Genomic DNA, 20,154 nt, shown 5'->3' on the forward strand with positions numbered 1-20,154 from the left:
CCCTCCGTGGAGCCCCCCCTAGACCATGGTCGCCTTGCTCTCCGCGGGCGCAGGACTACCATCAGGGAACACTGTCCGAAGGAACGGAGGCCCGCCAATGTCCGAATTCCCTGTCCACCCGGTACCCGATAACTTTGCCGATGCCCACGTCGATGCGGCGCGCTACGCCGAGCTGTATTGCCGCTCCCTCGAGGAGCCGGACGCGTTCTGGAGCGAGCAGGCCGAGACCTTCCTCGACTGGATGGCCCCCTGGGAAGAAGTCTGCAGCTACGACTTCCACCGCGGTGAAGCCAGCTGGTTCCGCGGCGGCAAGCTGAACGTCAGCCAGAACTGCATAGACCGGCACCTGCCCGCACGCGCCGACCAGGCCGCGCTGCTCTGGGAGGGCGACGACCCGGCAGACTCGAAAACCATCACCTACGCCGAGCTCAAGGAGGCCGTCTGCCGGCTGGCGAATGCCCTCAAGGCGCGCGGCGTCGGCAAGGGTGACCGGGTCTGCATCTACATGCCGATGATCCCCGAGGCCGCCTATGCCATGCTGGCCTGCGCGCGCATCGGCGCCGTTCACTCGGTGGTCTTCGGTGGCTTCTCGCCGGAGGCGCTCAAGGACCGCATCCTCGACGCGGATTGCTGCGCCCTCATCACCGCCGACGAGGGCTTGCGCGGCGGCAAGCGCGTACCGCTCAAGGCCAACGCCGACAAGGCCCTCGCCGAATGCCCCGGGGTGCACAGCTGCATCGTCGCCCGCCGCACCGGCGGCGACATCGAGTGGAACGGCGAGCGCGACGCCTGGTACCACGAGCTGGTGGAAGCCGCGCCGGCCGAGTGCGAACCGGAGCCCATGGACGCCGAGGACCCGCTCTTCATCCTCTATACCTCCGGCTCGACCGGCAAGCCGAAGGGCGTACTGCACACGACCGGCGGCTACCTGCTGCAGGCGGCCATGAGCTTCAAGTACGTGTTCGACTACCGCGAGGGCGAGGTGTACTGGTGCACGGCGGACGTCGGCTGGGTCACCGGCCACACCTATATCGTCTACGGGCCCCTCGCCAACGGCGCCATTTCCCTGGTCTTCGAGGGGGTGCCGACCTATCCCGATGCGGGCCGCTGCTGGGAGGTGGTCGACAAGCACAAGGTGAACACGTTCTATACCGCGCCGACGGCGCTCCGCGCCCTGCAGGCGGTGGGCGACGAGCCGGTAAAGCGGGCTTCCCGGGAGACCCTGCGCGTCCTCGGCACCGTCGGCGAGCCGATCAACCCGGAGGCCTGGGAGTGGTACTTCAACGTGGTCGGTGACGGGCGCTGTCCGATCGTCGATACCTGGTGGCAGACGGAGACCGGGGCGCACATGATCACGCCGCTCCCCGGCGCCACGGCCCTCAAGCCCGGCTCCGCCACCTTTCCCTTCTTCGGCGTAGAACTCGCCCTGCTGGCCGAGGACGGCAGCGAGATCGAGGGTCCCGGCGCCGGCTACCTCGTCGTCAAGCGCTCCTGGCCCAGCCAGATCCGCAGCGTCTACGGCGATCACCAGCGCATGGTGGATACCTACTTCAGCCACTACCCGGGCTACTACTTCACCGGCGACGGTGCGAGCCGTGACCAGGACGGCTACTACTGGATCACCGGCCGCGTCGACGATGTGCTCAACGTCTCCGGGCACCGCATGGGTACCGCCGAGGTGGAGAGTGCCCTGGTGCTGCACGACAAGATCGCCGAGGCGGCCGTGGTCGGTTTCCCGCACGATATCAAGGGCCAGGGCATCTACTGCTACGTGACGCCCATGCAGGGCGTGGAGCCGGACGAGCAACTCAAGGCCGAGCTCATCGCCCTGTGCGTGCAGGAGATCGGACCCATTGCCAAGCCGGACATCATCCAGTGGGCGCCGGGGCTGCCGAAGACGCGCTCGGGCAAGATCATGCGGCGCATCCTGCGCAAGATCGCCGAGAACGAGCTCGAGAGCCTCGGCGATACCAGCACCCTCGCCGACCCGTCGGTCGTCGACAGCCTGGTGGAGAACCGTCCGGGCTGAGCCGCGGGCAACAGACGGCACCGCCGGGAGCGGGTAGACTGCGCCCATGGCGGAATCCGTCCAGGCACTGCACCGGCGCGCCCAGCGCCACCTGAACCGGGGCGAATATGCTCCCCTGGCCGCCTGCTGCAAGGCGATCCTCTCCCAGCAGCAGGATTTCGCCGATGCCTGGTTCCTGCTCTCCGTGGTTGCCGAGGCGGCCGGCGACCTGCCCCGGGCCCAGGGGCTTCGCGCCCGGGCCCTGGAACTCGACGGCGGCAACGCGGAGTACCTCGCGCAGCAGGCACGGCTCCTGTCGCGGCTGAACCGGAACGCCGACGCCCTGGCGGCCGCCCGAAGCGCTCTCGCCGCGGGGCCCGCGAATGCTCTCGGCTTCGATACTGCCGGCGTGGTGCTATCCCGCCTGGCCCGCTACGAGGAGGCCCGGGGCGCGCTCGCCGAGGCGGTGCGCCTGGCACCGGACAACGCCCAGTACCGCTTCAACCTCGCCGCCGCCGAGCAGTTCCTCGGCCATGCCGAGGCCGCGGAGACCCACTACCGCACCGCCCTCGCCCTCCGCCCGGCCTTTGCCCGGGCCTGGTGGGCCCTGTCCGAACTGCGCAAGACCGGTGACGCTGCCGGCGACCTGCCCGTGCTCACGGCCCAGGCCGAACGCACCGATCTTTCCGCCGAGGACGCCCTCTACCTCGGCCACGCGCTGGCGCGGGAACACGAGCTCCGCGGCGATCACGCCGCCGCCTTCAGGGCGCTGGAAAAAGGCAAGGCCGGGCGCCGGGCAAAGGCGCTGGAAGGCCGGGCGCGGGACGCGGCGCTGTTCACCGCGCTGCGGGAAAGCTTCCGCGAACGCGACCGCGAGCGACGGTCCCGCAGCGGGGACAGGGCAAACCCGCTCTTCGTGGTCGGCATGCCGCGCACCGGGACGACACTCGTCGAGCGCATCCTCAGCAGCCATGAAGCGGTCACCAGCCTGGGTGAGATCCAGGACCTCGCCCACGCGGTGCGGCGCAGCGCCGGTACCGGCGGTAGCGGCGCCGTCCTCGACCCGGCCGTGGTCAGTGCCGCCCTCGCGGCGCCGGCCGGGGCCGCCGCGGCACACTACCTGGAAAGCACCGCGGCGAGGCTGGAGGGCACGGCGGCGCCGGGGCAGTACCTCCTCGACAAGATGCCCCTGAACGCACTCTACGTCGGCTTCATCCTGCGCAGCCTGCCGGGGGCGCGCATCGTCCTCCTGCGCCGCGACCCGCGGGACACCTGCCTCAGCAACTACCGGCAGCTGTTCGCCGTGGACTATTCCTACTACGACTACCACTACGACCTCGAGAGCACGGCGCACTACGTCGCGGCTTTCGAGCGGCTGATGGGGCACTGGCAGTCACTCTACGGCGACCGCGTGCACAGCCTGCACTACGAGGCACTGGTCGCGGACCCGGAAAGCGAGGTGCGTTCGCTGCTTACCTACCTGGATCTGCCCTGGGAACCGCTCTGCCTGGCGTTCCACCAGAACGCGGGGGGAGTGGCGACGCCGAGCGCCCTGCAAGTGCGCAAGCCCCTGTACCGGGATGCGCTGGCGCGCTGGCGGCGCTACGAGAAGGAACTGGCCCCGGCGACGGCGATCCTCGCCGAGGCCGGGGTGCTGCCACCGGCCGCCGGCGCCTGAGCGCCGGCGGCCGCGGCTTGCGCGACGGTCAGAAGCTGTAGCTAGCGCGGATGCCCGCCGTGCGCGGTGCGCCGACGAAATTGCCGTAGGAGCGCACCGTGAAGCCGCCGATCTGCGTGCCCGGACCGACGCCGTTCTGCAGGAAGCGGCGCGTGTTCCGCGTACCGGTCACGTAGTACTCGTCCCAGAGGTTATCGACGAAGGCCTGCAGGGACCACTGGTCCTTGCTGAACGTCATCGCCAGGTGGTGCACGTCCCACTCGGGGATCGCCTCGCCGCCGAAGTCCGCCGCCTCGCCGGTCGCCGGGTCGATTAGCGCGCCGGTCTCGTCGCCGCCGGTAATGTTGTAGACATCACTGGAGAAGACGATGCCGTAATTGATGGCGAGGTCGATGCCGTCCAGGACCATCGTGTTATAGGTCACGTTGAAGGTGCCCTGGTGCTCGGCGTGGCCGGGCAGACGCGCGCCCTCGGTGCCGGTGAAGTCGTCCACCAGGCCCGGCGCGTCCTCGACCAGCTCCGCGTCCGTGTAGGCGTAGCTGAGCTGCACTTCCCAGTTCTCGTTGATCAGCCAGTTGCCCTGGAGCTCCAGGCCCTGGCTCTCGGCGGCGGAGCCGTTGCCGACGATCGGCAGCTGGCCGAAGGTGGTTACCGTGTCGACCTGCAGGTCCGTCCAGTCGATGTAGAACAGCGCGGCATTCAGGGACATGCGGCCGTCCAGGAGCAGGCCCTTGTAGCCGATCTCGTAGTTCTCGATCTGGTCCGGGGAAATGAACACCTCGTCGGGGAGCGCGCAGAGGTTCTGCGTGTCGCTCTCGTTGACGTCCGGGGGGCAGGCCGGCACGGCGTTGACACCGCCGTTGCGGTAACCCTCGGAATAGGTGGCGTAGATCATGTTGTCGTCGTCGATGTCGAAGGCGGCGTTCAGCTTGATCAGGTCGCCGTTGTCATCGCCGACGTTTTCGCCGAAGTCGATGTTGATCGCCGTCGGGTCCTCGCCGAAGAACACGGTCTCCAGCAGCGGCAGGCCGAAGCCCGAGCGATTGTCCACCTCGAAGGTATAGTCGCGGTAGCCGAAGGTCAGCTCGAGGCGATCAAAGAAGCGGTAGGAGATCTCGCCGTACCACGCCTCTTCCTTCTCGGTGTCGAAGCCCTGGGAGATGTATTCGAGGCTGTCGGGGCGAAGCTGCACACCGCCGAAGTTGTCGACCGCGAACTGGTCGAAGCCCGGGGTGAACTCGCGGCTCTCGCTGAAGCTCTCTACCTCGTTGTTGAAATAACCCAGCACCCAGGACAGGGGGCCTTCGTAGGTGGACACGAGGCGGATCTCGATGGTCTCGGTCTCCTCGTCGACGACCTCCCGGGTGAAGGAGGAGAAGGTGGGGAAGGCCTCGTAGCCGTACTCGAAGTTGAGCAGCAGGTCGGTCTGGTCGCGCTGGCCCTCTTCCTCGTACTCGGTCTCTCCGTAGATGAAGGTCGCCTCCGCAAAGCCGAGATCGGCTTTCACCTCCAGGCTGTACAGCTCGTTGGTGTAGTCGTTCGGCTCGAGGTAGCGGTAGGCGGAAACGTAGTCACCGGTACCGAAGGCCTGCTTGTGGTTGATCTGACGGCCCTCGGCCTCCGTGTCCTGGTACAGCCACCAGAGGTTCACATCCAGCCAGTCCGTGGGCAGCCAGCGCAGGTTGGCGCGGGCAGCCAGCGTATCCTCGCCGTTCGCGTCATCGAAGCTGCGCAGGTTCGCGTTCACCTCGTCCGGGTTGGAGAAGTCGGGCTCCGGATCGGAGACACCGGCCTCGCGCACGACGAAGTCGTAGTCGATGAAGCCGGGGTCGTCCACGCGGTCGAGGTTGACACGCAGGGCCAGGCTGTCGCGGATGATGGGCAGGTTCAGCGTCACGCCGACATCGTTGTACATGTCGTCGCTTTCGAAGTTCTGGCTCAGCGTGCCGCGAAGGTCGACGCCGAAAGCCTCCGGGTCGGCGCGGTTCGGCAGGTAGCGGATGGCGCCACCCATGGTGCCCTGGCCGTAGAGGGTGCCCTGCGGCCCGATGAGCACCTCCACCCGCTCGAGGTCCACCGGGCGGATGTCGAGGGGCAGCGGGATGTCGCCGAAGTAGGTGGCCACCGTGTCACTGGTGTAGCCCGGGCCAAGCTGCGAGGTGTTGAGGCCGCGGACCAGGATATCCGGCACCTCGTCCCGGGCACCGCGGTCGATGACCGTGAGGCCGGGCACGTAGCGCGCGATCTCGTTGATGCCCGTGAGGCGATACTTCTCGATCTTCTCTGCGCTCACGGCGGAGATGTTGATCGGAATGTCCTGGACCGTGGAGGTCCGGCGGGAAGCGGTAACGACCACCTCCTCGAGACGGGCCCCTTCCTGGGCCGACGCGCCGCCGGCACCCGCCCCCACCAGGGGCAGGGAGGCCAGGGCGACCGCCCGGGACAGTCGGGAGCGCGGGTGTGCGGACTGGTTGCGTTGCATGGTTCTTCCCCTCTTGGACATCGGTTGCCGCCCCATTGATCGTTATTGATCCGTCAGGTGGGTTCTGGCTGCCATTTTCCTGCCGGACCGGATACAGGCAATAGGAAATAATACCCAAGCAAGGTTCACACCAATTGGCGCCCGCGGCGCGGTGCTGCCGGTGGCGCGTGAAGACGCAGCGCCCGCGGCGGCATCGGCGACGCGCGCACCACCACGGTGCGCGCACATGCACCCTATGCCCCGGCGAGATGCACGATATTCCGCTCGATCAAGGCGTTGATGTCAGGCCCCAGGCCGCCGAGCGACAGGCACTCCCGCAGCAGGCCCAGGGCGGCTGCGCGATCGCCGCGACGCACAGCCAGGTTGGCCAGGTTGAGGCACAGGGACGGCGTCCGGTAGCCGTCGCGGTAGAGGTGCTGGTAGAGATCGTTCGCCGCACCGACGTCGCCCTCGCGGTAGCTCGCCTCCGCCGCCCCCTCGAGACTGCGCTGCGGCTCGTAGCCCAGCTCCGCGGCGCGCAGGAAATAGTCCCGGGCCCGGCGATAGTCCCCCGTGACGTTCAACGCGCCGGCAGCCGCGAGGCCGTAGAGGCGCCCATCGGCGCCCGCCGCCAGCTCGCGCTCGAGCAGGGCCTGGTAGCGCTCGCCGCGTACCCTGCGCGGTCGCTCCGTGTTGGCATTGCAGTAGTGATGCAGGGGCACCGCGAGTTCGCCGCGACGTGCCTCGGCAATGGTGCCGTCGACGATCTCGTGAATGCGCCCCTGGTAGCGGATCGCCTCGTGCCGGCGGAATAACCGCAGAATCGGGTTGACCGTGTACCCGCTGTAGCCGCGGGCAAGCGGCGCATGCTCGCCCGCCGGGCGCCAGCCCCTGGCCGCCTGGTCGTCACCGTAGTTGTGCTGGGGCAGGTAGAAGCCGTCGAAGGCCTCCTCGGCCATGGCTGCCCGCAGCCGCGGGTAATCGGCTTCCGCGATCCGTTCGTCGGCGTCCAGGACGAGAATCCAGTCTCCACCGGCCGCCTCCAGCCCGTGGTTGCGCGCCGCCGAGAAGTCGTCGGACCAGGCGAAGTCCAGCAGCCGGTCGGCATGGGCCGCCGCGATCTCCCGGCTGCCGTCCACGGACCCCGTATCCACCACCACCAGCTCGTCCACCTGCGGCCGTGCCGACGCCAGGCATTCCTCGAGAATCCAGGCCTCGTCGCGAACGATCATGCACAGGGAAAGGGTCGCCATGGGCACCTCGACAGGAAACGCGCGCCAACCTTAGCAAAGTCACCCGGGAAAGCGGACCGTTTCCCGGCAGGGTGTTGGCACGGTGCCGGGAATGGTGAGAGGAACCAGAAAAAAAGGGCGCCGAAGCGCCCTTTTCCGTCAGGTTCCGGGGCCTTACTCCGTGGCCTCGTCCACCGGGGCCTGCGCCTCGGTGGCTTCCTCTTCGATTTCCTCGTCGAGGAGTTCCTTGATGGACAGCTTGATGCGGCCACGCTGGTCTACGTCGAGGACCTTCACGCGGACTTCCTCACCTTCGGTCAGGTAGTCGGCGACATTCTCGACGCGCTCATTCGCGATCTGCGAGATGTGCACCAGGCCATCCTTGCCCGGAAGGATGTTGACGAAAGCCCCGAAGTCGACGATGCGGGCCACCCGGCCCTCGTAGATCGCGCCGATCTCCGCCTCGGCCGTGATCTCCTCGACCATGGCCACGGCCGCGTCGCGCGCCGCCTGGTCCTGGCCGAAGATGCGCACCGTGCCGTCGTCGTCGATATCCACCGTCGCGCCGGAGGCCTCGGTGATACCGCGGATCGTGGCGCCGCCCTTGCCGATGATGTCGCGGATCTTGTCCGCGTCGACCTTGAGCGTGACCATGCTCGGCGCGTTCTCGGAGGTGACCTCGCGGGCCTCGGCGATGACCTGGTTCATCTGGCCGAGGATGTGCAGACGAGCCTGCAGCGCCTGTTCCAGGGCGATTTCCATGATCTGCTCGTTGATGCCCTCGATCTTGATGTCCATTTGCAGGGCGGTCACGCCCTCGGCGGTACCGGCCACCTTGAAATCCATATCGCCGAGGTGATCCTCGTCACCGAGGATATCGGTCAGCACCGCGAACTGGTTGCCGTCCTTGACCAGGCCCATGGCGATACCGGCCACCGGCGCCTTCAGGGGCACGCCCGCAGCCATGAGCGCCATGGAGCCGACGCAGACGGACGCCATGGAGCTGGAGCCGTTGGACTCGGTGATCTCGGAGACCACGCGAACGGTGTAGGGAAACTCCTCTTCGCCGGGCAGCACCGCGGCGAGACCACGGCGGGCCAGGCGGCCGTGGCCGACTTCGCGGCGGCCGGTAAAGCCGATACGGCCCGCTTCGCCGACCGAGTAGGGCGGGAAGTTGTAGTGCAGCATGAACGGGTCGCGGCGCTCGCCCTCGAGGGCGTCGATGATCTGCGCGTCGCGGGTGGAGCCGAGGGTGACGGCACCGATCGCCTGGGTCTCACCGCGCGTGAACAGGGCCGAGCCGTGGGCCTTCGGCAGCACGTCGATCTCGCAGGCGATGGGGCGCACCGTGCGGTTGTCGCGGCCGTCGATGCGGGCCTCGCCGTCGAGGATGCGCTTGCGCACGAGCTGCTTCTCGACGCTCTTGAACACGTCCTTGACCTCTTCCTCGCTCGGGCCGCCTTCGACCGCCAGCGCCTCGACGCAGGCCTGGCGGATCTCGCCGACGCGCTCGTAGCGGGCGGCCTTCTCGGTGATGCGGTAGGCCTCGCCGAGCGCGTCCTTGACCTGGCCCTCGACCGCGGCAACGAGTTCCGCGTCGACGGCGGGGGCCTGCCAGTCCCAGCGCGGCTTGCCGGCTTCCGCGGCGAGCTCGTTCACGGCCTGGACCACGGCCTGCATTTCCTGGTGCGCGTAGAGGACAGCACCCAGCATCTGGTCTTCCGTGAGCTGGTCAGCCTGAGACTCGACCATGAGCACGGCGTCCTTCGTACCGGCGACGACCATGTCCAGCTTGCTGTCGGCGAGCTGCGCGTAGGCCGGGTTCAGCAGGTAGCCGTCCTGCTCCGTGAAGCCCACGCGGGCGGCCCCGATCGGACCGTTGAAGGGGCAGCCGGAGATCGCCAGGGCGGCGGAGGTGCCGATCATTGCCGGGATGTCCGGATCGATGTGCTTGTCGGCAGACATCACCGTGCACACGACCTGCACCTCGTTCATGAAGCCGTCCGCGAACAGCGGGCGGATCGGGCGGTCGATGAGGCGGGAGGTCAGCGTTTCCTTCTCGCTGGGCCGGCCCTCGCGCTTGAAGAAGCCGCCCGGGATCTTGCCGACGGCATAGGTCTTCTCCTGGTAGTGGACCGACAGCGGGAAGAACGGCTGGCCGGGCTTGGAGCTCTTTTCCGCGACCACGGTGCACAGCACCGACGTGTTCTCGACGGTCACGAGCACGGCACCGGTGGCCTGGCGGGCGATACGCCCGGTCTCCAGCATGACGGTCTGGCCGCCATACTGGAAGGTCTTGGTTACTGGATTCACAATCTTTCTCCGATTCTTTAAACGACAACCGGGGCCCCTGGGCCCCGGTGTGGTTGGCCTAGCGGCGCAGGCCGAGGCGCTTGATCAGTTCCGCGTAGCGCGCGGCGTCCTTGCGCTTGAGGTAATCGAGCAGGTTGCGGCGCTGGTTGACCATGCGAATGAGGCCGCGGCGAGAGTGGTGATCCTGCTTGTGCGACGAGAAGTGGTCGCGCAGTTGTTCGATATTGGCCGTCAACAGCGCCACCTGTACTTCCGGTGAACCGGTGTCACCCTCTACGCGCTGGTAGTCCTTGACGATTTCCGCTTTTTTCTCGGCAGTCAATGCCATGTGTTCATCCTCTTGTTAACCTGCGAGGCCGCGCCCGTTACGCTGCGTGGCCGATTCATGTAAAGAGCCTGTCCGTGCAGATTTACAGACAGGTTCGTGTCACCGCCTGGTGACCATCAGTCGACGCGGCGCAACGCGCCCGTCGTCCAATATCTCGCCGATACCGAGCAGTTCCCCGCTCTCTGCGGCGACGCGCACCATACCATCACAGGGCGCGTTTGGCACTAGCACCGGCTGGCCCTGGCGCAGGTAGAAACCCGCCGATTCGCTGAGCGTCACCAGGGGCATGTCCGCGAGGGCACGCTCCGCCGGGAGCAGGAGCCCGTCCAGCGCCGCCTCGTCGCCGGCGTCCCGGAGGGCCTGCAGCGCGTCCAGGGTAACCGCCTCGTCGATGCGGAAGGGGCCGGACTGCAGCCGGCGCAGCCGCGACACGTGCGCACCGCAGCCGAGCGCTGCCCCGAGATCTTCCGCCAGGGTGCGCACGTAGGTGCCCTTGCTGCAGTGCACCCGCACATCGGCCTCGGCCTGCTCGCCCTGGCGGAAGGCCTGCAGCTCGAAGGCGAAAATAGTGACCCGGCGCGCCTTGCGCTCCACTTCCACGCCCTGGCGCGCCAGCTCGTAGAGCGGCCTGCCGCCCTGCTTGATGGCGGAGTACATGGACGGGACCTGCTCGACCTCGCCGCGGAACGCGGCAAGCGCCGCTTCCACCGCGGCCGCGTCGAGGGCGCCGGCATCGGCGCGCCCCGTCTCCGTGCCCTCGGCATCCCCGGTGTCGGTGCTGACACCGAAGACGAAGGTGCTTTCGTAGACCTTGTCCGCCTCCAGGAGATACTGCGACACCTTGGTCGCCTCGCCGAAGCAGAGCGGCAACACCCCCGTGGCGAGGGGGTCGAGGCTGCCCGTGTGGCCCGCCTTCGCGGCCCGGTACAGACCCTTGGCCCGCTGCAGCGCCCGGTTCGAAGACAGCCCCGCCGGCTTGTCGAGCACCAGGATGCCGCTGATCGGGCGGCCGTGCCGGCGGCGGGCCACCTCAGCCCTCCCCGTCCGCTGCGTCGTCGCGCTCGCGGCGGGCATCGAGAGCACGGTCGCGCTCGCCGGCCTCGCGGATCAATTCTTCCATGTGGCGGCCGCGGCCAACGCTGCTGTCGAAGGCGAAGCGCAGCCGCGGGACACTGCGCATGGTCGCCTCCTGGGAGAGCAGCGTGCGCAGGTACCCGGCGGCGCCGTTCAGCGCGTCTGCGGCTTCCGTCGCCTCCTCGGCGCTGTCACTGCCGAGGCGGGTGAACCAGACCTTCGCGTGCGCAAGGTCCCGGCTCACGTCGACACCGGTCAGGCTGACCATACCCACGCGCGGGTCGTCGACCTCCTGCTGGATCAGGAGCGCCAGCTCCCGCTGCAGGTAATCGGCGACCCGCTGGGTACGACTGAACTCTCGTGCCATGGCGGGCCGCTACAGGGAGCGGGCGACCTCCTTGACCTCGAACACCTCGATCTGGTCCCCGACCTGCACGTCGTTGTAGTTCTTCACGCCGATGCCGCACTCCATGCCGTTGCGGACCTCGTTGGCGTCGTCCTTGAAGCGGCGCAGGGACTCGAGCTCACCCTCGTAGATGACCACGTTGTCGCGGAGCACGCGGATCGGCTTGCTGCGGTAGACCGTACCTTCCGTGACCATGCAGCCGGCGACCTGGCCGAGCTTCGGCGAGTTGAACACCTCGCGCACCTCGGCGATACCGACGATCTCCTCGCGCATCTCCGGCGCCAGCATGCCGGACAGGGCCTGCTTGACGTCGTCGATGAGGTCGTAGATGACGTTGTAGTAGCGCAGGTCGACGCCCTCGTTCTCCACCAGCCGCCGGGCCGCGGCGTCGGCGCGGACGTTAAAGCCGAAGATCACAGCACTGGAGGTAATGGCCAGGGTAACGTCGGTCTCGGCGATGCCGCCGACGCCGCTGCTGACGATGTTCACCTGCACCTCTTCGTTGCCGAGGTCCAGGAGCGCGGCCTGGATCGCTTCCAGCGAACCGCGCACATCGGCCTTGACCACCACGTTGAGCGTCTTCTTCTCGCCGGCGGTCATGCTCTCGAACATGTTGTCGAGCTTGGCCGCCTGCTGCCGCTGCAGCTTGTTCTCGCGCATCTTCGCCTGGCGATAGTCGGCGAGGTCCCGGGCCTGCTTCTCGTTCTCGACCACGGCGAACTGGTCGCCGGCGTCGGGCGTGCCGTCCAGGCCGAGAATCTCCACCGGGATACTCGGACCGGCGGTCTCGATGGACTCACCGTTCTCGTCGAGCATGGCGCGGACGCGGCCGTACTGAAGGCCCGCGAGAACGATCTCGCCCTGGCGCAGCGTACCGCTCTGCACGAGCAGGGAGGCGACGGGGCCGCGGCCCTTGTCGAGGCGCGACTCGATGACGATACCCTGGGCAGGCACATCCTTGGGCGCCGTCAGTTCCAGGAGCTCGGCCTGCAGGAGCACGGCGTCGAGCAGTGCGTCGATGCCGTCCCCGGTGATCGCGGAGACGTGGACGAACTGCGTGTCACCGCCCCATTCCTCCGGGATCACTTCCTGGGCCGAGAGCTCGTTCTTGACGCGGTCCGGGTCCGCCCCTTCCTTGTCGATCTTGTTCACCGCGACGATGAGCGGTACGCCCGCCGCCCGCGCGTGCTGCACCGCCTCGATGGTCTGCGGCATGACGCCGTCATCAGCGGCGACCACGAGGATCACGATGTCCGTGCTCTTCGCACCGCGGGCCCGCATGGCGGTAAAGGCCGCGTGCCCCGGGGTGTCGAGGAAGGAGATCATGCCGTGGCCCGTCTCGACGTGGTAGGCGCCGATGTGCTGGGTGATGCCACCGGCTTCGCCGGAGGCCACCTTGGCCTTGCGGATGTAGTCGAGCAGCGACGTCTTGCCGTGATCGACGTGGCCCATGACGGTGACCACCGGCGCGCGCGGCTCCGGCGTGCCCTCGTGCTGGGACAGGGTCTCGGTGAGATCCTCTTCCAGCGCGTCTGCGCTGATGTACTTGACCCTGTGACCGAGCTCCTCGACCACCAGCGTCGCCGTGTCGCGATCGATCATCTGGTTGATCGTCGCCATGACGCCGAGCTTCATGAGTTCCTTGATCACCACGCCGGACTTGACCGCCATGGCCTCGGCGAGCCCGCCGACGGAGATCATGTCGGCAATCTCGACCTCGTAGATCTTCTTCTCCGTCGGCATCTCGAAGCCGTGACGGCCGTGCTCTTCGTGAGTGGCCTTCATCTTCTTGCGGCCACCGCGACGGCGCACGCGACCCTCTGCCGCCTCGAGGTCGGACAGGGACAGGTTGTGCCCGCGCTGCTTGCCGCGGCCGAGCGGTTCGTTGCGGCCGAGACGGCCCTTCTTGCGCTTCTGCTCATCGCGGGGCTGTTCGGACGGCGCAGCGTGCAGGCGCTTGGGACGCTTCGGCGCCTCTTCCCGCGCCTTCCCGGCCACCTCGGCGGCCTGGCGCTGCTCTTCCTCGGCCTTGCGCGCAGCAATCGCTGCCGCGCGGGCTGCGGCCTCTTCCTCTTCTTTCTGCTTGCGGCGCAGGGCGGCGCGCTGGCGCAGCACCTCCGGGTCGAGGTCTTCGGGCTCGTCCTCTTCCTCGGGAACGGGCTCGAATTCCGGCTCCTTCGGCGCGGGGACTTCCTCGGCGGGGCGGGCCTCCGGTGCTGCAGCTGCCGGAGCCTCCGCCGCGGCCGCTTCCGGCAGCTCGGCTTCGGCGCTGGCCGCCGTCTCCAGTGCTTCCTCGGCCGGCGCCTCGGGCTCCTCGCGCTTCACGTAGGTGCGCTTCTTGCGAACCTCGACATTGACCGTCTTCTTGCCGGAAGAACCGCCCGTGCGCAGCGTGCTCATGGTCTTGCGCTTCAGGGTGATACGCTTCGGCGCCGCCGCGGATTCCCCGTGGCTGCGCTTCAGGTGGGCGAGAAGCGTCTGCTTGTCTTCATCGGACACCGGCTCCGCGGCGTCCTTGTGGGGCAGACCGGCGTCCCGCATCTGGGTCAAGAGCCGCTCCACCGATGCGCCTACGGATTTCGCCAGCTGCTCTACTGTCACCTGCGCCATGCAAATACTCTCCTAGCTACCCTGGTTCCCTGAGTTTCCGTGGTACTGGCCAGTGCCTTCAGGACTGGGCTTCCTCTTCGGCAAACCAGGGGGCGCGCGCGGTCATGATCAACTCGCCTGCGCGCTCTTCCGTCATGTTCTCGATATCCATCAGGTCGTCGACGCCCTGCTCGGCAAGGTCTTCCATGGTGACGATGCCGCGGCTGGCGAGGAGGTAGGCGAGGTGCCGGTCCATGCCGTCCATGGTCAGCAGGTCCTCGGCCGGGTCGTTTGCCCCGAGCTGCTCCTCGGAGGCGATCGCGAGCGTCAGCAGCGCATCCTTGGCACGGGCGCGCAGCTCCTCGGCGATCTCCTCGTCGAAGCCTTCGATGGAAAGCATCTCGTCGAGGGGGACATAGGCCACCTCTTCGAGCGTCGTGAAGCCCTCGTCGACGAGGATCTCCGCGACCTCTTCGTCGATGTCGAGCTGGTCCATGAAGGTCTGGATGATCTGCCCGGCCTCGGCCTCGTGCTTCTCCGCGGCTTCCTCGTTGCTCATCACGTTGATGGTCCAGCCGGTGAGCTCGCTGGCCAGGCGCACGTTCTGGCCGGAGCGGCCGATGGCCTGGGCGAGGTTATCCTCGGACACGGCCACATCCATGGCGTGGGCGTCCTCGTCGACGACGATGGACTCCACCTCCGCCGGCGACATGGCATTAATCACCAGCTGGGCGGCGTTGTCATCCCAGAGCACGATATCGACGCGCTCGTTGTCGAGCTCGTTGGACACGGCCTGGACGCGCGAGCCGCGCATGCCCACACAGGCACCCACGGGATCGATGCGCTGGTCATTGGTCTTCACGGCAATCTTGGCGCGGGAACCCGGATCCCGGGCCGCAGCGCGAATCTGGATAACGCCCTCGGCGATCTCCGGTACCTCGATCTTGAACAGCTCGATGAGCATCTCCGGGCAGGCGCGGCTCAGGATCAGCTGCGGGCCGCGGGTCTCGGTGCTGATCTCGGTGAGGATGGCGCGCACGCGGTCATTGACCCGGAAGGTCTCGCGGCCCACGAGTTCACCGCGGGGCAACAGGCCTTCCGCGTTGTTGCCGAGGTCGACGATGATGTTGTCGCGGGTCACTTTCTTCACGGAGCCGGCGACCAGCTCGCCGACCCGGTCCTGGTATTCCTCGACGACCTGGGCGCGCTCTGCGTCGCGGACGCGCTGCACGATCACCTGCTTGGCCGTCTGCGCGGCGATGCGGCCGAACTCGACGTTCTCGACCTTCTCCTCGTAGATGTCGCCGACCTTGAGGCCGGGATCTTTCTCGGCGGCCTCCTCCGTGGTGAACTGTGTCCCGAGCAGGGCGACCTCGTCGTCCGGCACCACGAGCCAGCGGCGCACGGTCTCGTAGTCGCCGGACTCGCGGTCGATACTGACGTGAATCTCCGCGTCCTCGTCGTAGCGCTTCTTGGTGGCCGTGGCCAGCGCCAGCTCGATCGCCTCGAAGATAATGTCCTCGGAAACGCCCTTCTCGTTCGAGACGGCTTCCGCGACCATCAGGATTTCCTTGTTCATGAGCCTACCTTGCCTCGCGCCCGTTGCCGCCGATGTCTGCCGGCAGTTCCACCCGCGCCTTGTCGATCGTGTCAAAGGGCAGCAGATACTCGTGGTCATCGACCTGTACCACCACGTCCTCACCCTCGACGCCCTTGAGCAGCCCCCGGAACTTGCGCCGGCCCTCGAAGGGCATGCGCAGGCGCAGGTCGATGGTCTCGCCGAGGTAGCGACCGTACTGGGCCAGGGCGAAGAGCCGGCGGTCCAGCCCCGGCGACGACACCTCGAGGGTGTACTCACCGTTGATCGGGTCCTCGACATCCAGGACCGCACTGACCTGCTCGCTCACCGCGGCGCAGTCATCGACGCTGATGCCCTCGGGCCGCTCGATGTACACCCGCAGTACGCTGTGGCGCCCCTGCGCCAGGAGCTCGACACCCCAGAGTTCGAAGCCCAGGGCCTCTACGGTCGGTCCGAGCAACTCACGCAGCCTGTTTTCCCTGCCGCTCACGCGTCTCCTGCGAATTTTTTTCGGTACAAACGAAAAAGCCCCAAAAAGGGGCTTTTCACGCCGCATCACCAGGTTCCGGAGCAGGTGATGCGTATTTGGTAGCGGGGGCCGGATTTGAACCGACGACCTTCGGGTTATGAGCCCGACGAGCTACCAGGCTGCTCCACCCCGCATCAAAACGCTCATGGCAAGCTTGCTTGCCCGGGACACACCCTCAAGGTGCCCCCAAAGAGGTCGCATATTATAGGTAGGCCTCCCGGTGTGGTCAACAACCTTTGTGCCTGTCCCTTTCGCCCGCGACCGGGCTGTTTGGTGCCGAAGGGGGGACTTAACTGGGCCGCACAGGTGCGCCCGGCCAGGGCCCCGCGAGCACTCCGCGCAGCGGAGCAGATCCCTCGACTTGCTGTGTTTGGTGCCGAAGGGGGGACTTGAACCCCCACGAGCATAGCTCACTACCCCCTCAAGATAGCGTGTCTACCAATTCCACCACTTCGGCTTGTTGATCCTGCCTATTCTACCCCGGCGCCTACGCTTCGGGAACGTCTCCCGTGGGCAAATCGCCTTCTACCGGCGCTGCCGCGGGCACGTCGCCCGCCTCCACCGCCGGCAGGTCGTCGGCGGAAGCCTCTTCCGCAGCCGGCTGCTGCTGCATCGCCGGCACGGCGATATCCACGTCATCGACGCTGCGCGTCTTCTCCGTGGCGATGATCGCAAGGCCGAAGCTGGTGGCGAAAAAAGCCGCGACCAGCCAGGCCGTAGCGCGGGTCAGCACATTGGCGCTGCCCGTGCTGCCAAGCAGCGTCTGCGACGCCCCGGCACCGAAGGACGCACCCATGTCGGCGCCCTTCCCCTGCTGCAGCATGATCAGGCCGATGATGGCCAGGGCCAGCAGCAGGTGCACGATCAATACGATCTGTTCCATAACTCCCCTGCCCGTTTCCGGGCGTCAGTCCGTGGCGGCGGCGCGCACGATCGCGGTAAAGGCTTCCGCATCTAGGGAGGCGCCTCCCACCAGCGCGCCATCGATATCGGGGCGCGCAAACAAGTCTGCCGCGTTGCCGGCCTTGACGCTGCCGCCGTAGAGCAGCCGCACCGCCTCGGCGTCCTCGACGATTCCCGCCAGCCGTTCGCGGATGAACGCGTGCATGGCCTGCGCCTCGTCAGGGCTCGCGGTGAGCCCGGTGCCGATGGCCCAGACGGGCTCATAGGCGATTACCACTCCCGCAGCGCGCGGCTCGTCGGCCAGCGCACCCTCGAGCTGCTCGGCGACGACGGCTTCCGCCTCGCCACCTTCGCGCTCTTCGCGCGTCTCCCCGACGCAGATGATCGGGGCCAGCCCGGCGTCGGCCGCCGCACACACCTTGGCGGCGATCAGCGGCGACGTCTCCCGGTGATACTGGCGCCGCTCCGAGTGGCCGATGATCACCCAGCGGCAGCCCAGGTCCGCCAGCATCGGCGCCGACACCTCGCCGGTGTAGGCACCCTCCGCCATGTGGCTGCAGTCCTGCGCGCCAACGGCCAGGGCACTGCCTGCGCAGAGCGACAGGGCCTGCTGCAGGTAGGCGAACGGCGGACACACCGCCACGTCGACGGCGTCCGGCAACCCGGCCGATGCCAGCCCCTCGAGCAGGCCGCGATTCGCGGCAAGGGACCCGTGCATCTTCCAGTTTCCAGCGACCAAGGGACGTCGCATCGCTAGCACCCGGCTCGGAAAGGGGCGCAATGGTACCCAAGACCACCGGGGGTGACAAGCGGGAATCGGCGGGAAAAGCGGTCAGGCAAGGCCGCGGGCAACTTCCTCTGCCAGGCGTTCGCAAAGGGCCTCGACCTGCTCGGCGTCGCGCCCCTCGACCATGACCCGTACGACCGGCTCCGTGCCCGACGGCCGCAAGAGCACGCGCCCCGCGTCGCCGAGCTCTGCCTCCACCGCCGCCACGGCTGCGGCGACCGTACCGTTACCCTCGAGGGCACCATTGCCCTTGCGGCGCACGTTGACCAGCCGCTGGGGCAGCCGGTTCATGCCGGCGGCGAGCTCGGACAGGGGCTTGCCGGCCGCGCGCAGGGCCTGGAGCACCTGCAGCGCCGCCACGATTCCGTCCCCGGTCGTCGTGACATCACTGCAGATGATGTGCCCGGAGGACTCGCCGCCCAGGTGCCAGCCCTCCGCGACCATCCGCTCGCGCACGTAGCGGTCTCCGACCGGCGTGCGCGCGAAGTCGAGGCCGGCCTCGCGCAGGGCGAGCTCCAGGCCGAGGTTGGTCATGAGCGTGCCGACCACGCCGGCGTCGGCGGTGCCCCGGGCGAGACGGTGCATGGCGATGATGTAGAGCAGTTCGTCGCCATCGACGACCGCACCCTGCTCGTCCGCGAACAGCACCCGGTCGCCGTCACCGTCGAAGGCGATGCCGACGTCGGCGCCCTTCGCGCGCACCAGGGCGCAGAGCGACGCCATGTCCGTGGAGCCGACGCCCTGGTTGATGTTGAAGCCATCGGGCGAGGCCCCCATGGACTCCACCTCGGCACCGAGCTCGGCGAACACCGCCGGCGCAATGGCGTAGGTCGCCCCGTGGGCGCAGTCGAGCGCCACGCGCAGGCCGCGCAGGCTGAAGCCCTCGGGCACCGTGCTCTTGCAGAACTCGATGTAGCGGCCGGCCGCGTCGACCACGCGCACGGCCTTGCCGATGGCACGCGGCGGCACCGTTTCCAGCGGCGCAGCGAGCATCGCCTCGATGGCCAGCTCCACGTCATCGGGCAGCTTCGATCCCTCGGCGGAGAAGAACTTGATGCCGTTGTCTTCGAAGGGATTGTGGGAGGCGCTGATGACGATGCCCGCGTCGGCGTTGTGGCTGCGGGTCATGAGCGCCACGGCGGGGGTCGGCATCGGCCCGAGGAGCTTGACGTCCACGCCGGCAGCGACCAGCCCGGCCTCCAGCGCCGATTCGAACATGTAGCCGGAAACGCGCGTGTCCTTGCCGATGATCACGGAACAGCGGCCCGCTTCCGTGGAGCGTTCCGTGAACACCCGGCCGCAGGCCCAGCCCAGCTTGAGCATGAAATCGGGGGTAATGGGTGCCTGGCCGACCGTACCGCGAATGCCGTCCGTACCGAAGTAACGCTTGCTCATGCGGCTCCTGCCTCTGCCAGCGCCGCCACCATGGCGAGCGCATCTGCGGTCTCAGCGACGTCGTGGGCACGGATGATGCTGGCGCCGCGCTCCGCGGCGAGGACCGCAAGCGCCAGGCTGGCCGGCAAACGCTCCTCCACGGACCGCCCGAGGAGCTTAGCAATGAGCGACTTGCGCGACAATCCGACCAGCAGGGGATGGCCCAGCGCCCCGAGTCGGGGCAGCGCCGCTAGCAGGGCGAGGTTGTGCGCGACGGTCTTGCCGAAACCGAAACCCGGATCGAGCAGGATGGACCCGGCGTCGATGCCCGCCGCGCGGCAGGCGGCCACCCGCTCGTGGAGAAAACCCTCGACGTCGGTGACCACGTCGACGTAGCGCGGGTCGGCCTGCATGGTTTCCGGCGAGCCCTGCATGTGCATCAGGCAGACCGGAAGTCCGCTCGCTGCCGCCGCCTCCAGGGCTCCGCGACGGCGCAGCGCGCGCACATCGTTGATGAGATGGGCGCCGGCGTCAGCCGCGGCGCACATGACAGCCGGGGTACTGCTGTCGACCGAGAGCATGGCGTCGACGCGACCGGCCAGGGCTTCCACCACGGGAACCACCCGGGCGAGTTCCTCGGCCTCGGTGACCGGCTCCGCCCCGGGACGGGTGGATTCACCGCCGATGTCGAGCAGGCTCGCCCCGGCCGCGACCATGGCGTCGGCACGGTGCAGGATGGCGTCGAGGTCGGCGCGGCCAGCCCGGTAGAGCTGACCACCGTCGGAGAAGGAGTCGGGGGTGACGTTGAGAACCCCCATGACCCGGGGCCGATCGAGGGACAGGGCGCGCCCCCCGCCCCGGAGCACGGGGGCCGTGGTCACCGCGTCAGCCAC

Annotated in this window: 15 protein-coding genes and 2 tRNA genes; 2 read left to right on the forward strand and 15 right to left on the reverse strand. The window is 68.0% G+C overall.

Features of this window, described 5'->3' with window-relative positions:
• Positions 1–97: 97 nt before the first annotated feature.
• Both acs and RKE50_RS14010 read left to right on the forward strand, forming a co-directional pair.
• Positions 98–2,029, forward strand: coding sequence for an acetate--CoA ligase (gene acs, locus RKE50_RS14005; protein WP_350037319.1), 1,932 nt, complete (start codon positions 98–100; stop codon positions 2,027–2,029).
• Positions 2,030–2,075: 46 nt separating this feature from the next.
• Entirely contained in the window at positions 2,076–3,686 is a 1,611-nt protein-coding gene (locus tag RKE50_RS14010; RefSeq protein ID WP_350037320.1) for a tetratricopeptide repeat-containing sulfotransferase family protein, read from the forward strand.
• A 28-nt stretch (positions 3,687–3,714) separates the two neighbouring features.
• Here RKE50_RS14010 and RKE50_RS14015 read toward each other — a convergent pair whose 3' ends face one another.
• The 15 genes from RKE50_RS14015 to folP all read right to left on the reverse strand — a co-directional run bounded on the left by RKE50_RS14015 (position 3,715) and on the right by folP (position 20,142).
• On the reverse strand, positions 3,715–6,168 hold the full coding sequence (locus RKE50_RS14015; protein ID WP_350037322.1) for a TonB-dependent receptor: 2,454 nt from the start codon (positions 6,166–6,168) through the stop codon (positions 3,715–3,717).
• A 233-nt stretch (positions 6,169–6,401) separates the two neighbouring features.
• Positions 6,402–7,400, reverse strand: coding sequence for a tetratricopeptide repeat-containing glycosyltransferase family 2 protein (locus tag RKE50_RS14020; RefSeq protein ID WP_350037324.1), 999 nt, complete (start codon positions 7,398–7,400; stop codon positions 6,402–6,404).
• A 153-nt stretch (positions 7,401–7,553) separates the two neighbouring features.
• A complete protein-coding gene (gene pnp / locus RKE50_RS14025; RefSeq protein ID WP_350037326.1) occupies positions 7,554–9,692 on the reverse strand; it encodes a polyribonucleotide nucleotidyltransferase in 2,139 nt (712 codons plus the stop codon).
• 58 nt (positions 9,693–9,750) lie between these two features.
• Positions 9,751–10,020, reverse strand: coding sequence for a 30S ribosomal protein S15 (rpsO, locus tag RKE50_RS14030; RefSeq protein ID WP_350037328.1), 270 nt, complete (start codon positions 10,018–10,020; stop codon positions 9,751–9,753).
• Between the two features lie 99 nt (positions 10,021–10,119).
• Positions 10,120–11,049, reverse strand: a complete 930-nt coding sequence (gene truB, locus RKE50_RS14035) for a tRNA pseudouridine(55) synthase TruB (RefSeq protein ID WP_350037330.1) — start codon at positions 11,047–11,049, stop codon at positions 10,120–10,122.
• Position 11,050: 1 nt separating this feature from the next.
• Entirely contained in the window at positions 11,051–11,461 is a 411-nt protein-coding gene (gene rbfA / locus RKE50_RS14040) for a 30S ribosome-binding factor RbfA (RefSeq protein WP_350037332.1), read from the reverse strand.
• Positions 11,462–11,470: 9 nt separating this feature from the next.
• On the reverse strand, positions 11,471–14,110 hold the full coding sequence (gene infB, locus RKE50_RS14045; RefSeq protein ID WP_350037334.1) for a translation initiation factor IF-2: 2,640 nt from the start codon (positions 14,108–14,110) through the stop codon (positions 11,471–11,473).
• A 58-nt stretch (positions 14,111–14,168) separates the two neighbouring features.
• Positions 14,169–15,668: a transcription termination factor NusA gene (gene nusA, locus RKE50_RS14050; RefSeq protein WP_350037336.1), complete on the reverse strand. Its 1,500-nt coding sequence runs from the start codon at positions 15,666–15,668 to the stop codon at positions 14,169–14,171.
• A 4-nt stretch (positions 15,669–15,672) separates the two neighbouring features.
• Positions 15,673–16,158: a ribosome maturation factor RimP gene (gene rimP / locus RKE50_RS14055; RefSeq protein WP_350037338.1), complete on the reverse strand. Its 486-nt coding sequence runs from the start codon at positions 16,156–16,158 to the stop codon at positions 15,673–15,675.
• Positions 16,159–16,254: 96 nt separating this feature from the next.
• Positions 16,255–16,331 (reverse strand) — tRNA-Met (locus RKE50_RS14060).
• Positions 16,332–16,568: 237 nt separating this feature from the next.
• Positions 16,569–16,654, reverse strand: a tRNA-Leu gene (locus tag RKE50_RS14065).
• Between the two features lie 30 nt (positions 16,655–16,684).
• On the reverse strand, positions 16,685–17,080 hold the full coding sequence (gene secG / locus RKE50_RS14070) for a preprotein translocase subunit SecG (protein ID WP_350037340.1): 396 nt from the start codon (positions 17,078–17,080) through the stop codon (positions 16,685–16,687).
• 24 nt (positions 17,081–17,104) lie between these two features.
• Complete coding sequence (gene tpiA, locus RKE50_RS14075; RefSeq protein WP_350037342.1) at positions 17,105–17,851, reverse strand: triose-phosphate isomerase; 747 nt, start codon at positions 17,849–17,851, stop codon at positions 17,105–17,107.
• An 81-nt stretch (positions 17,852–17,932) separates the two neighbouring features.
• Complete coding sequence (glmM, locus tag RKE50_RS14080; protein ID WP_350037344.1) at positions 17,933–19,282, reverse strand: phosphoglucosamine mutase; 1,350 nt, start codon at positions 19,280–19,282, stop codon at positions 17,933–17,935.
• Positions 19,279–20,142 carry a dihydropteroate synthase gene (folP, locus tag RKE50_RS14085; protein ID WP_502937890.1) on the reverse strand — a complete coding sequence of 288 codons (864 nt, stop codon included), beginning with the start codon at positions 20,140–20,142 and terminating at the stop codon, positions 19,279–19,281. Before folP ends, glmM begins: the two co-directional genes overlap by 4 nt.
• Positions 20,143–20,154 lie beyond the last annotated feature (12 nt).

The organism is Pseudohaliea sp., from assembly GCF_040217025.1.
Taxonomy (GTDB): Bacteria; Pseudomonadota; Gammaproteobacteria; order Pseudomonadales; family Halieaceae; genus Pseudohaliea.

Excerpts from the sequence above, each read along its gene's own strand:
- acs (WP_350037319.1), top strand. The coding sequence starts at position 98 with ATGTCCGAATTCCCTGTCCACCCGGTACCCGATAACTTTGCCGATGCC.
- RKE50_RS14010 (WP_350037320.1), top strand. The coding sequence starts at position 2,076 with ATGGCGGAATCCGTCCAGGCACTGCACCGGCGCGCCCAGCGCCACCTG.
- RKE50_RS14015 (WP_350037322.1), bottom strand. The coding sequence starts at position 6,168 with ATGCAACGCAACCAGTCCGCACACCCGCGCTCCCGACTGTCCCGGGCG.
- RKE50_RS14020 (WP_350037324.1), bottom strand. The coding sequence starts at position 7,400 with ATGGCGACCCTTTCCCTGTGCATGATCGTTCGCGACGAGGCCTGGATT.
- rpsO (WP_350037328.1), bottom strand. The coding sequence starts at position 10,020 with ATGGCATTGACTGCCGAGAAAAAAGCGGAAATCGTCAAGGACTACCAG.
- rbfA (WP_350037332.1), bottom strand. The coding sequence starts at position 11,461 with ATGGCACGAGAGTTCAGTCGTACCCAGCGGGTCGCCGATTACCTGCAG.
- infB (WP_350037334.1), bottom strand. The coding sequence starts at position 14,110 with ATGGCGCAGGTGACAGTAGAGCAGCTGGCGAAATCCGTAGGCGCATCG.
- nusA (WP_350037336.1), bottom strand. The coding sequence starts at position 15,668 with ATGAACAAGGAAATCCTGATGGTCGCGGAAGCCGTCTCGAACGAGAAG.
- secG (WP_350037340.1), bottom strand. The coding sequence starts at position 17,080 with ATGGAACAGATCGTATTGATCGTGCACCTGCTGCTGGCCCTGGCCATC.
- tpiA (WP_350037342.1), bottom strand. The coding sequence starts at position 17,851 with ATGCGACGTCCCTTGGTCGCTGGAAACTGGAAGATGCACGGGTCCCTT.
- glmM (WP_350037344.1), bottom strand. The coding sequence starts at position 19,282 with ATGAGCAAGCGTTACTTCGGTACGGACGGCATTCGCGGTACGGTCGGC.